12 protein-coding genes are annotated in these 12309 nt (G+C 55.0%); 3 read left to right on the plus strand and 9 right to left on the minus strand.

Features of this window, described 5'->3' with window-relative positions:
- Positions 1-17: 17 nt before the first annotated feature.
- A complete protein-coding gene (locus VEV40_RS00080; protein ID WP_324829327.1) occupies positions 18-1298 on the minus strand; it encodes a cysteine desulfurase-like protein in 1281 nt (426 codons plus the stop codon).
- Between the two features lie 126 nt (positions 1299-1424).
- Positions 1425-1922 carry an ester cyclase gene (locus VEV40_RS00085; protein ID WP_324829328.1) on the minus strand — a complete coding sequence of 166 codons (498 nt, stop codon included), beginning with the start codon at positions 1920-1922 and terminating at the stop codon, positions 1425-1427.
- A gap of 451 nt (positions 1923-2373) precedes the next feature.
- Between VEV40_RS00085 and VEV40_RS00090 the strand changes: the two genes are divergently transcribed.
- Together VEV40_RS00090 and VEV40_RS00095 are read left to right on the plus strand one after the other, a co-directional pair.
- A complete protein-coding gene (locus VEV40_RS00090) occupies positions 2374-3453 on the plus strand; it encodes a hypothetical protein (protein WP_324829329.1) in 1080 nt (359 codons plus the stop codon).
- A 43-nt stretch (positions 3454-3496) separates the two neighbouring features.
- Positions 3497-5938, plus strand: a complete 2442-nt coding sequence (locus VEV40_RS00095) for a hypothetical protein (RefSeq protein ID WP_324829330.1) — start codon at positions 3497-3499, stop codon at positions 5936-5938.
- A gap of 182 nt (positions 5939-6120) precedes the next feature.
- Here the strand turns inward: VEV40_RS00095 and VEV40_RS00100 are convergent, their stop codons facing one another.
- The 4 genes from VEV40_RS00100 to VEV40_RS20610 form a co-directional block, all read right to left on the minus strand.
- Complete coding sequence (locus VEV40_RS00100) at positions 6121-6537, minus strand: hypothetical protein (protein ID WP_324829331.1); 417 nt, start codon at positions 6535-6537, stop codon at positions 6121-6123.
- Between the two features lie 88 nt (positions 6538-6625).
- Positions 6626-6892 carry a carotenoid oxygenase family protein gene (locus VEV40_RS20600; protein ID WP_414637761.1) on the minus strand — a complete coding sequence of 89 codons (267 nt, stop codon included), beginning with the start codon at positions 6890-6892 and terminating at the stop codon, positions 6626-6628.
- The gene (locus tag VEV40_RS20605) at positions 6874-7293 is read right to left on the minus strand and encodes a carotenoid oxygenase family protein (RefSeq protein WP_414637762.1); all 420 of its coding nucleotides are present in this window, start codon (positions 7291-7293) and stop codon (positions 6874-6876) included. Before VEV40_RS20605 ends, VEV40_RS20600 begins: the two co-directional genes overlap by 19 nt.
- On the minus strand, positions 7247-7423 hold the full coding sequence (locus VEV40_RS20610; protein ID WP_414637758.1) for a twin-arginine translocation signal domain-containing protein: 177 nt from the start codon (positions 7421-7423) through the stop codon (positions 7247-7249). The genes VEV40_RS20605 and VEV40_RS20610 overlap by 47 nt, the downstream gene beginning before the upstream one ends.
- 188 nt (positions 7424-7611) lie before the next feature.
- On the opposite strand from VEV40_RS20610, the gene VEV40_RS00110 reads away from it, so the two are divergent.
- Positions 7612-9993 carry a TIM-barrel domain-containing protein gene (locus tag VEV40_RS00110; RefSeq protein WP_324829333.1) on the plus strand — a complete coding sequence of 794 codons (2382 nt, stop codon included), beginning with the start codon at positions 7612-7614 and terminating at the stop codon, positions 9991-9993.
- 53 nt (positions 9994-10046) lie between these two features.
- On the opposite strand, the gene tsf is transcribed toward VEV40_RS00110, so the two are convergent.
- From tsf to rpsI, 3 genes are all read right to left on the minus strand, one after another.
- Positions 10047-10700 (minus strand): translation elongation factor Ts, encoded by a 654-nt coding sequence (tsf, locus tag VEV40_RS00115; RefSeq protein WP_324829334.1) that lies wholly within the window; start codon positions 10698-10700, stop codon positions 10047-10049.
- A 117-nt stretch (positions 10701-10817) separates the two neighbouring features.
- Positions 10818-11714, minus strand: coding sequence for a 30S ribosomal protein S2 (gene rpsB / locus VEV40_RS00120; RefSeq protein WP_324829335.1), 897 nt, complete (start codon positions 11712-11714; stop codon positions 10818-10820).
- A gap of 136 nt (positions 11715-11850) precedes the next feature.
- Positions 11851-12246 (minus strand): 30S ribosomal protein S9, encoded by a 396-nt coding sequence (gene rpsI / locus VEV40_RS00125; protein ID WP_324829336.1) that lies wholly within the window; start codon positions 12244-12246, stop codon positions 11851-11853.
- Positions 12247-12309 lie beyond the last annotated feature (63 nt).

Here is a 12309-nt window from a genome sequence, read left to right on the forward strand (position 1 = left end):
GCTCAGGAGTAGCTTTCTTAGTGTCCCCGAACGATATCACGGAGTACCTTCCCGAACTCGTGGATCTCCTGAATGGTGTTGTAGTGGACAAGGGATGCGCGGTTGACACCAATATCGAGGCTCGCCCTAAGGCGCTTCATCAATCGCGGAGCGTACATGTGGCCGTCACGAATGCCAATGCCGCGGTCAGACATGACCTTGGTGACATGCGCGGGTGGAACGTTGGGAAGTCTAAAACAAAACGTAGGAACGCGTTCGGCCAGGCGGGAGGTGTCATCAATGCCATAGATGATGGCGTCAGCAGCCTGCAGGACCTTAAGCATTTCGAAAGAAAGTGTGGCTTCGTACTCGCGGATTGAAGTCATCGTACGAACTAGAGAAGCTCGGAGCGATCCGGAGGCCGCGGGTTCCTCTTCCCCGCCATGGCTTGCGCCGAGAGTTTCCAGATAGGTGATAGCAGCAGCCATTCCAGCAACATTCTCGTAGATAAAGGTGCCGGCTTCGATCTTGCCGGGAGGAGAGTCAGGGATAAACTCCTCACGGAAGGTCTGGAGAACATTCAGAAGATCGAGTCTCCCCCACATGAAACCCATGTGAGGGCCGAATATCTTGTAGCCGGAGCAGACCAGGTAATCACAATCGAATGCCTGCACATCGATGAGTGCATGGGGAGCGTAGTGAACACAATCGAGGACGACTTCAGCACCGACAGCGTGCGACAGTTTGGCAACGGCCGCGACATCAACAATAGAACCGAGGGTGTGGGAGGTAACCGTGCAAGCAACAAGACGGGTCTTCGAGTTGATGAGCGGCGCTAGGTCCTCAACGTAAAGGTTGTTATCTTCACGCATCTTCCACCAGACAATCCTCGCTCCCTCCCGCTCGAGCTGCAGCCAGGTGGCGATGTTGGCTTCATGATCAAGGTCTGTAACGACGATCTCATTGCGGGTCTGGAGGGTACGACCGATCGCGAGGCTGAGCAGACGAAGAAACGATGTGGCATTCATACCAAAGGCGATTTCCTCGCTGCTGTGTGCGTTGATCAAAGCGGCAACGCTCTCACGGGATCGTGCGATCGTTGCGTCGACCTCAATACTTTTAGCGTAGCGTCCGCCACGCTGCACGTTGCGGTGCAGTAAATGATCATTGATTGCGTCGAAAACAGCTCGGGGGATCTGAGCACCAGCACCATTGTCGAAAAAGATGAAGCCTGGCTCCTCGGCGAGCGCAGGGAAGAGCGAACGGACTTGCTCGCAAGGAAAGTTGACGGCCTGGGGTGCGAGTAGCTGCTGTTTCACCACAAAACTCCTGACGCCTGGTAATCGGCAAAAATGGCGGCTGTCTACCGAAAACTTGCCTATCGCTTTGCGATACAAGCGCGTCGCCAGTATACAAAGTGCGAATAAACTCCTCCTCGAATCGAGTCAGGGCAGGGCAGGATTGAGGAGCTTCTGCGCGGTCTCGCCGCCGAATACCGGGAGCGATGGGTTCGTGAGCAGACCTATTTGCTTGAGCACTGACGCCTGGTCCCAGTAGATGCGCTCATGCGCCAGCTTGCCTTCGCGAAAACCGACAACCACGACAAGAGGAATGTCAACGTGGCGATGAGTCGGAGGAATTCCGGGGAGCATCCAGGGCATCTCTTCGGTGTGGGTGAAAGAAAATATCATCTCATCAACCAGTTGATCCTCGCCGAGGGTACGGGAGATGAGTTTGATGGAAGTGTCAGCCGGCATTAGCGAGATGAAGTCTTCCGCATAAAACCGGCGCAAGGCCGCATGACCGTAGCCGCCGGACATGACGGGGACATGGTTGACGTAGGCATCCTCGACCATTGTTGTAATGGTCGAAGAGACGTCGCGAGTCGAAAACTCATAACGAATGTGCTCGTCCCACTTGGCGATCATCTCTGCTTGATTCATGGCTCGAAGTTCCTCTGCAAAATGTTAATCGATCGCCCGCCTGACCGACCCACTCAGTTAACTACTAACAAATGACGTTGGTTCCCGTCGATATGGCTGGTCACCTATTCGGTCGGATCGGAGTCAGACGTCCCCTCGACTGTTAACTTCAGGCCGATGAGTGCTTCAGGAAAGAGAGCAATCTGGATCAGAAAATGTCGAAGACAACCTCAAGAATATGTGCTAAGTTGAGTTTCCTGAAGAACATAGTAAGTAGTTTTGGATCAGTAATGTTGCTCGGTCACAAGTAGAAACTAAGCATAAGATTCCATCGGGCCCAAAAGAACGTATCGGCGGCTGTGTTCGCCAGGCGGTCTTCGACTTTCCTCCAAGCCAGCGAACGAATCCCATTCATTGTTTGCAGCTCTTTTATAGAAATGTTTCCGAGAGTGTCTTCAAAGAGGAGGGTTTTGTGCCAATCACTACGTGGGAACTGTCTGGTAACACTGGAAACGGATCGAATGTTTTCCTGGGTACGACTGATGCTCAACCAATCGTTATGAAAACGAACAATGCCGAGCGCATGCGTATCGATGCGAGCGGCAATGTTGGCGTTGGAACAGCTACGCCTGGAGCGAAAATTGGTATTGCTTCAGCCGCCACCGAAACAGCGGTCGTAGCCTCAGCCCAACAGGGAATAGCAATTCATGCCACCGCGCAAAACAATACTGGATTGTTTGCCACCAGCACATCCGGAATGGGAGTTGATGCTCGCAGCAATTCGGGCATTGGAGTCCATGCCGAAAGCCAGACTAACACTGGCCTGTTCACTACAAGCTCCTCTGGGATGGGTGTCGATGCTCGAAGTAACTCAAGCATTGGTGTGCAGGCTATCAGTCAAACTAATACCGCTCTTTTTGCCATCAGCACTTCTGGCCTTGGAATTGACGCACGCAGCACTCAGAGCATCGCAATCCGGGCAACAGCAATGACGGACACAGGGGTATTTGCCACGAGTAACTCTGGACGAGGTGTGGATGGGCGAAGCACAACAGGCGTAGGCATCTTTGGTGAAGGCGGTCAATATGCCGGCTATTTCCATGGAGATCTCATGGTGACTGGCGATGTCCTGTTGTCCGGAGCCGATTGTGCAGAGCATTTCGATGTAGTTCCCGAAGAGCGGCTTCCTGGTGCGGGAACTGTCGTTGTGATCGACAAAGACGGGCAACTGAAAGAAAGCTGCGAAGCTTACGACAGAAAGGTTGCCGGTGTCGTATCCGGTGCGGGTGAGTACCGGCATGCGATCGTGCTGGATAAAAAGACATCAGATCAAGCCCGTGTTCCCGTGGCTCTGGTCGGAAAGGTGTATTGCAAGGTAGACGCCCGTCAAGAGGCAATCTGCGTCGGCGATTTGTTGACCTCCTCTTCTACCCCCGGACATGCAATGAAAGCCAGCGAGCCAAATCGTTCGTTTGGCGCGATTCTCGGAAAGGCATTGAAGCCAATATCAGGCAAATTGGGACTCATTCCTGTTCTGGTCACACTTCAATAACTGCTGTTGACGCACGAATCGACTTCTTGAGGAGGACTGAACGGTGGCTACCGATCAACAGCTTGCAACTCTTTATTCGCAACTTCGCGCGGCGTTTCTCTCCCGTCATTTTGCAATCGGACGATACTTCAGGAGAAACTTCTTCTCTCAGCAAAATCAGTTGAATACAAACCTCAAGACGAGCGATCTGCTGGCTCAGAGCGAAACCGATCAGCAACTTACTCGGTGGAACTGCATTCGCAATCCCCCGGAAAATGACAACCCTTTGTTGACGGGATCGATGTTCTTGGCCTGCCTGGCAGTTGAAGACGCTATTGGACACCCGCACGCGCCGAGAATTCTGCATTCGGCAGTTGCGACCTTCAAGTCCCTTTACAAATCCAGCGGCAATCATTTCGACGGTTATCCCATGCGATGGGATCCGACATGCTCGGATCGTTGGTTGTTAGCAGGTTCATCACCGCTGGCCTCTGACGAGTTTCTGATTGAAAATGGCAACTACCTCTATTGCAGTCCATCCACAGACCCAAGACATTGGCCGCTGCGCAACCGCGATACGTTGGTCAATCTGATGGGCGAACAAGAAACGCAGCGTTATATCAAGGCGAATGGAACCGACCTGGGTGATGAGCGATGGGGATATTTTGATCGCTATCGCCGATGGGAGTTGTCGATGGATGAATTAGTGGGCCTGGTAACCACTTACTTCATCATCAACAAACTTTGCACATCGGCCGGAACGCGCATGGAAGTAGTTCGGCAGGCTAACAATCTCGGCGACTACCTGGCCGAGCATAGTTGGTTGCTGGTACGTCCAGTCGGAGGTTTGAATGCAAGGGGCGCCACCGGTATTCTTCCGGCGCTTGAATTTCCATTAGGTCGCGCCCTGCAAAGTATTACTGGCAATAGCTACGCAGCCCGCACAGACTTTGCCGGTGCAATGAAACAAGCCGGATACTGGAATTGCCTATCTGATCCATTAACGCTCTGGACGGTAGCCGGCGCCGTTGCCGCCCCGGTGATTGCTCCGATGCTGACAGGCGTCATTGCTTCTCTCGGAATTTTTGCTTTCATTCCCGAATCCGTACCTCTGGCTGGAATCGCTTTGCCTGTCGCAGGGATTCCTGCATCAATTCTCTCGGTCGCTGTTCCGGTTGCTTCCGTGCCTATGGCCCGTACCTACGCGGTCTATCAATCTCGCGGCTGTTTCGACGTAAAGGATGACCCCGCTGCTCAAGAAGTAGCGATATCGTTGTTTCTTAAAGAGAACATCCCGCTGGCCACTCGTTTTCAAGGCTGGATATTTGCGTGTGGGTTCACAGGAGGAAAAACAGGCGCATGGTCGGCCGCCTTTCCACCCTACTTTGCGCTGACGGCGCTCGATGACCCTGACACAACAGTTCGCGATGCGTATCTTGGCTGGCTGGCAGAGCGCCACAAACATACTAATCTTGAACCTTCCGATCATCCGATTGCTGAAGGTTGTTTTGCGAGTGCAGTAGCCGTCTTGCTTGGTGCCGGCGCAACAGAAGAAGCACGTCTGAAGTCGCTGCTCGATCAGAAGTTCACATCGCTGGCCAATGCATTTGTAAATGACATTCCGGTGGTGGATGGCAATGGTGTGATCGATGAAATCTATCCCCAAGCTATCGATTACCAGGTTGGCTTGGCGCTGGCCTGGCTGCACGCAAAACGACGTTCAGATGCTGGGAATCCGGTAACAACAGCTGGTTTCCCGGCATTACCGAGCAATATTCTTTTCTGGCCTGTGCCCGCTGTTCCGGCAAATGTTGTCCAAAGCATGCAGGCGGGCCAACTCACTCTTCCAATTACAGCCATTCAGGACACGGCGACACCAACAGTCTTTTCTTATGGTGCTGAGCTATTCTCCACTGAGAATTCACCGCAAAAGCCTGATGTTCCGGCACCTGTATTTCCTTCGACACCCGCCCGGATGGTGATCGACAGAACTGTCACCGTCCACCAATCCGATGGCGACGTTAACACGGGCATCGTCCTCAACAACGGAGATGACTATGAGATTTTCGCAGCAGGATCAATTTGGGCGGGAGACGTATTGCATGGCAACAATGGCCCTGATGGCTGGAACGACGTACAGTGGGACAGCACATGGCCCCTCTTCGGATCACTCGATCCAATCAATGCTCACTCCAACTGCCTATTAGGGCGCCTCGGAGGGTACTTCTTCATCGGATCGTCGCGTCCCAGGGGTCGTTTTCTTTATAGTGGGCCTTGTCCGTTATGGTTACGCATCAATAGCAAGAATCCGGGAAGCGGAAACGGATCGTTTCAGGTGCGGGTTCAGGTCTGGAGTTCGCTTGACCAGAGCCTCCGCAAGCAGTTGGCAGCACATTCTTTGGCTGTCGCAAGTGTCGGCGCCCTTGCTCAAAAGCTGGGGCAGAATTGGCCCCCACCACCAACATTGTCACTGCGTCAGTTGGAATTACAGCTATCGAATAGTTGAGCCGTGTGTTGCATAAGAAATGCTTCCTAAGCTGTACCAAGTCGTTCGATAAATACCCGAATCCGCGAACACCGATCGTTCAACATTCAGTCCGAGCCTCGATGAGTGACTCGGCGATTATGCGATCGTGGAAAGAACTGTTTGGCAGGTACCGCGAGCAACGACTGAATCTCCACATGCGGCTAATCGATTTCGACTGCCGGATAGGCTTCAATGTACTCTTCCCCATTGCAGCCTAGGTAGGCTACTGTGCGCGCAGCGAAATCCACGTCATACCGCACGACTCCCGCGCGCCAACTGGCTGCCAGAAACTCTGGAAACGTGCTTTTTCCGGCCTGATCGATTCGCAGAGCTGCAATCAGGGCTTCTCGGTCAAAAGCGGGGACGTCCACCATGCCAGATATCAGGGGTGCATTCTGTATGACAACGGGCCCCAGGTCCGTCAAGAACAGGCTTTGGCAGGCTGGGAGAGACCAGATATTGCGATGGACTCCAGCCCGTCGCAGAGACTCGGCGAGATAAGGAAATCCTCCCACTTTCGGCCGGATAGCAGCTGCTTGTTCCATCGCCGTCGTCAGGTTCTCAATTGCCTTGCTCATGGGATTCTCCTTATGAACTGGTTGAAATTAGTTTCGGTGCGATCTGAAGCGGAGACGCAGGGAAAGCATCAGAGATGACTTCTATTGCTCAGGCTGAAATCCACGAACCATGGAGACCGGCTGGAACTCTTCTCGGCAGGCGGACTGTTGCCAGCGGTTTTCCGGAGAGATGGCGCGCATCGAGAATGACAAAGCTTCCTGCCGGATCGCCTAGCTGATGCACGAAACTAAAGATGAACCCGTCTTCCTCGGATTTGCCATGAAAGTCTCTCACGAAAAGTGGCTCACATACTGTCGAGCCCGCCGGAAACTGATGGACGACCTTTTTCCCAGAGGTCAGATTATAGCGGGCCATGGCTTCAAACGCGCCGATCTGCGGCTTTTCACCTGGGCGAGGATCGCGCAATCCCACATAACCGCAGCGCGCCTTGCGACCGATATACGCATCATTGATGCGGGAAAACTCACATGACCTGCCGCCCTCTCCTGCTGCATCTCCTTTGTCATGACCCACCGATTACGATAGCGGGCGCGCCCGTTTTCGATATAGATGGCATGAACCATTCCGGTTCCATCGAATGGATAGGCGTAGTGATCGTCGGGTTTGTACTGAGGATTCGGTCCATTTCGCATGAACACGCCCCGAAGGCTGCGAGGGATCTCGCCCTCTACTTTCAGGTCCGTGTCATCACGTTCGTCAAAGACGGGCTCAAAGGCGCCGCTGAGAGCAGGATTGTTGCTGGTCCAGGGTTGGATGTCCGGCCCATGACCTTGGAAGGCCCATTACCACGGCTGCATGTGGCCCGAAGGTCCAGATGCTACCGGCCACTGCCGCACTGCTAAACTTCAGGAATTCGCGTCGCGTCCCATACTGCCGTTCTGTCATCAGAAGACCTCAATCTAAAATTTGAAGAGCCCATGAAAGGAACTCCACTCCGGCTCACCGCAAGTCGCGGGTTGCGGTAACAATTAAGGACGATTGCAGCCGGAACATGAAGACTGCCATAGCTAAATCGTTTTATACTCATCTGCGCACAGGTCATACAAATTATCCTGACAGGCTGCTGCTGAAAAATGCTTCGCAAGGCTTCTTCCGTAATTTTTACCATCGTCCTGGTTATCATCGCGACCGCGTCTGCTCACGCGCAAAATAACGATCACCGCGTAGTGCTTGAACGCGGCCCATCCACCATCGTCTTTGAGCCGTATGCGCCGAACATTATTCGCGTAACCTTCAGCCTGCTCAAAGACCCGGCACTCGCTGCCCCCGGATACGGCTTTGTCGCCTCGCCAACCGCCGAGGGCTGGACACACGAAAAAGACGGTGTGGACGAGGTCTATAAATCGTCGCAGCTGGTCGTGACGCTGAAAGGGTATCGTTCTGGTGGGCGCCGTCCGCCGCAGTCGGTCATGGACCCAGGCAGGTACTTCAGCGGTTCCACGCCGGGAGCCGATATTACCTTCGCCACTCCCGAAGGCAAGCAGCTTGCCGAGCTGAATGGCTGGTCCATGTCTGTGCTCAACCACAAGGATGGCAATTCGCAGCTGAACTATGACCGCCGCCTAACCGATCCCGAGTTTTATCAGGTCGGAGCGAGCTTCGCTTCGCCCGACGATGAGCATTACTACGGCCTCGGGCAAAACCAGGAAGGCTTTCTCGACCATCGCGGCCATGTCGTCCACTGCTGGAACGACTACAACGCTCCCGGCGGGCAAAGCACATGTGTGCCTTTCATGGTTACAAATTACGGCTATGGCATTGTCTGGGACAATCCGTCAAAGACGACCATCGCGCCACACTTCAATGAGCGCACCACTTGGACGTCTGAAGTCGGTGACCGCGTTTCCTTTTTTATCATCGCCGGGAAGACTTACGACGAAATTTATGCCGGTTACCGCCTGCTGACAGGTACGACGCCGCTACTTCCCAAGGCCGCTTACGGATACATCCAGTGCAAGCAACGCTACCGCTCACAGGATGAAGTCATGGCCGTTGCGAAAGGCTATCGCGAGCGTCACCTGCCCGCCGACGTCATTGTCGTCGACTGGCTTTACTACACAAAGATGGGCCAGATGGATTTTGTGCCCGATCTCTGGCCCGATCCGAAAGCCATGAACGACCAGTTGCACAAAATGGGCTTCCAGACCATGATCAGCGTCTGGCCGCGATTTGAGCCAGGCTCGCGCTACTACGATTTCCTTTTGCAGAAGGGTTGGTTCGAGCACCTCGCTGATGGCACACCTACTAACGGTCTGCCCTATGACAAAGCCGGCTCTGACATCGACACGACGAATCCCGATGCAGCCCGCTGGTACTGGAACACCATCAAGGAAGACATTCTCAGCAAAGGCTTCGACTCCATCTGGGCCGACGAAACCGAGCCCGATTTGCCGCCGAATGGCAGCTACCTGCACATCGGCCCCGGTACGCAGTACTTCAATGTTTACCCGCTCTTCCACACCGGCACAATTTACGACGGTTTCCGCCGCGACACGCCGCACCGCGCGCTGGTCCTCTCGCGCGATGCCTGGCTCGGCGCGCAACGCAATGGCGCCATCTTCTGGTCGTCCGACATCACCGCCACCTGGGACGCCTTTAAGCGTCAGATTCCCACCGGCCTCAATTTCGCAGCCTCCGGCCTGACGTATTGGAGCAATGACACTGGCGGCTGGCAGCCGCTGCCTGCTGTTCATCAGCCAGCGCATCCGCCGCTGCTCGACCCATCCGATGTTCGTGACAATGTTGGCGATTACGACGATTACCCGGAGCTATACACGCGCTGGTTCGAGTACGCGACGTTTCTGCCTATTATGCGCACGCACGGCAGCCGCCGTTATAACGAGGTCTGGTCCTACGGCAAACAGGCGAAACCTATTCTCGAAAAATACCTCAAGCTGCGCTACGAATTGCTGCCCTACATCTACTCGCTCGGCTACCAGACATACAAAACCGGCGCGCCGTTCATGCGCGCTCTCTTCATGGATTTTCCCGGCGACCCCAACGTCTCTGACATTCGCGACGAATACATGCTCGGCCCTGCGTTTCTTGTCGCGCCATTAACGGAACAAGGCGCTACCAGCCGAAAAGTCTATCTGCCCGCCGGCGCAGCCTGGTACAACTACTGGACCAACGAGAGAGTAAAAGGCGGCGAGACAATCAACGTCAGCGCACCCATCGATACCATCCCGCTCTTCGTCCGCGCCGGCTCCATCATCCCAACGGGCTCCTATATCGAAAGTACGGAACAGCCGCAGCAAATCGCGAAAGTCCGCGTCTACCCCGGAGCCGACGCCGATTTCACTCTCTTTCAGGATGACGGCAATACCTATGCCTACGAAAAAGGCGATGCGAAAATCACCCACCTGCACTGGAACGACACCACTCACCATCTGACGCATGCAGGAGCACAAGCCTGGAATGAGCCAGATAGTCAGGTCATTGACGTCCAGCACTAGAAAAGAAAAGGCCCGGCATGATGCCGGGCCTTTTAACATCAAAGCGCTTACGCCTACTGCGCTTCGGTTACTACCTTCGTCTGAGCAACCGTCCAGGTCGGGTCGCCAACCTTGAAGCGGGCAAAGCGGCGGACGGTGATGTTCTCGCCCAGCTTGCCGACCTTCTGCGCAATCAGGTCCTTGATCGAAACCGTCTGCTCCTTGATGAACGGCTGTTCCAGCAGGCAGACTTCCTCGTAGAACTTGCTCATCTTGCCCTCGACGATCTTCTCGATCACCGGAGCTGGCTTGCCCGTCTGCGCGGCCTGCGCCCGGAAGATGTCCTTCTCCCGCTCCAGATCCTCAGTCGTCACATCTTCTGGGCGGATGTAGCGGGGATCAGTCGCTGCAATGTGCATGGCGATGTCCTTGAGCAACTGCTGGAAGTCTTCCGTACGGGCGACAAAGTCGCTCTCGCAATTCACTTCCACCAGCACGCCAATCTTGCCGCCAGCATGGATGTAGGTGCCTACAGCGCCCTCGTTGGTGGTGCGTGAAGCCTTCTTCTGTGCCGAGGCCATGCCGCGCTTGCGCAGAATGACGAAAGCCTCTTCCATGTCACCCTTCGACTCCTGCAGCGCCTTCAGGCAGTCGCCCATCGGAGCACCGGACTTCTCGCGCAGCTCCTTCACCAGCTTGGCATCAATCTTTTCACTCACAGTCGACATTCCTTCTCCAATTCTCTTTCTATCACGCTCGCGTTACGCGACAGTGACTCTAAACACAACGAAAGCGTGGCGCATTCAAACTTGCAGCCACGCTTCCGTGAAAAATTACCTACCTTCTTAGTAGCTGCTTTCGGCTGCCTCGGCATCATCCAGCGCGCTCACGGTTGCGGGCGACTTGCGAATGCCTCCACCCAGCGCTGTTTCAAGGTCCACTTCGTCTTCCGTTGATTCCAGAGCGCCAGCCTGAATGCCTTCGAGCGTTCCCGCTTCGGCATCGCCGGTCACGCCATCGGCGCTGACTCCGGCCACGTCAGCAAGCGTCTTATCGCCGGCCATTTGCACGCCTTCGACTGCTGAATCGGCAATCTTCGAGGCGAAGAGGCGGATTGCGCGCAGCGCGTCATCGTTGCCCGGAATCACATAGTCCACAACCGTCGGGTCGCAGTTCGTGTCAACCACAGCGACGACAGGAATACCCAGCTTGCGGGCTTCCTTCACGGCAATCGCTTCGTTGTTCGAGTCGATCACGAAAAGCGCATCCGGCAGGCGCTTCATATTCTTGATGCCTGCGAGGTTAGCCTGAAGGTGCTTGCGCTCGCGCTCGAGGCGAATCACTTCTTTCTTCGTCAGCAGCTCATAGCGGCCGTCGGTGGCCATCTCATCCAGTTCCTGAAGGCGCTTCACCGACTTCTGCACCGTCACCCAGTTGGTCAGCAGTCCACCCAGCCAGCGGTTGTTGATGTAGAACATCCCGGCGCGGGTCGCCTCTTCAGCGATCGCGTCCTGTGCCTGGCGCTTGGTGCCGACAAACAGAATCACTTTGCCCTGGCCGGTCAGGTCGGTCACAAACTTCGACGCGTCCTTGAACATCTTCAGGGTCTTCTGCAGGTCGATGATATAAATGCCGTTACGCTCGCCGAAGATGTACTCCTTCATGCGAGGGTCCCAGCGCTTCGTCTGGTGCCCGAAGTGGACTCCCGCTTCGAGCAGCTCCTTCATGGTGATGGTTGCCAAACAGCCTCCTTCGTGGACTGCATCCCGGCAATGGTTAAGGTCGCCGGAATTGATTCCCCTATTTGGGAAGATTTAACTACCTAAACTTGGGTGCACCATTCAAGCCCTCTTTTGGCTTGAATGGGACAGCCGAAAACTAGCGCTTACTGAACTGGAACCGCTTACGGGCGCCCTTCTGACCGTACTTCTTGCGCTCCTTGGCGCGGGCGTCACGGGTCAGCAGACCATCGCTCTTCAGCGTCTTGCGCAGTTCCGCATTGAACTCAAGCAGGGCGCGGGCAATGCCCATCTTTACCGCGTCGGCCTGCGCGTTTACGCCGCCGCCAGCGACACGCGTAATCACGTCAAAGGTTGCCGTTGTCTCCGTCAGGGCCAGCGGACGCTTCGCCGCCACGCGCTGCTGCTCGGTGACAAAGTAGGCGTCGAACGCCTTGTCGTTGACCTTGAACTCGCCGTTGCCGGGGCGCAGAAAGACGCGGGCAATCGCCGACTTGCGGCGCCCCGTCCCGTAATACTGAACCAAATCTGCCATTCGCTTTTCCTAATCTCTCAATCTTGTTGGCCCATTCAAAACTGGGTGCCCAATTCAAGCCCT

This window comes from Alloacidobacterium sp. (assembly GCF_035631355.1).
Classification (GTDB): Bacteria; Acidobacteriota; Terriglobia; order Terriglobales; family Acidobacteriaceae; genus Alloacidobacterium.

What these genes read in the sequence shown, in the direction of transcription:
- VEV40_RS00085 (WP_324829328.1), bottom strand. Translation starts at nt 1,922, where the DNA reads ATGAATCAAGCAGAGATGATCGCCAAGTGGGACGAGCACATTCGTTAT.
- tsf (WP_324829334.1), bottom strand. Translation starts at nt 10,700, where the DNA reads ATGTCGACTGTGAGTGAAAAGATTGATGCCAAGCTGGTGAAGGAGCTG.
- rpsI (WP_324829336.1), bottom strand. Translation starts at nt 12,246, where the DNA reads ATGGCAGATTTGGTTCAGTATTACGGGACGGGGCGCCGCAAGTCGGCG.
- VEV40_RS20610 (WP_414637758.1), bottom strand. Translation starts at nt 7,423, where the DNA reads ATGACAGAACGGCAGTATGGGACGCGACGCGAATTCCTGAAGTTTAGC.
- VEV40_RS20600 (WP_414637761.1), bottom strand. Translation starts at nt 6,892, where the DNA reads ATGGCCCGCTATAATCTGACCTCTGGGAAAAAGGTCGTCCATCAGTTT.
- VEV40_RS00110 (WP_324829333.1), top strand. Translation starts at nt 7,612, where the DNA reads ATGCTTCGCAAGGCTTCTTCCGTAATTTTTACCATCGTCCTGGTTATC.
- VEV40_RS00100 (WP_324829331.1), bottom strand. Translation starts at nt 6,537, where the DNA reads ATGAGCAAGGCAATTGAGAACCTGACGACGGCGATGGAACAAGCAGCT.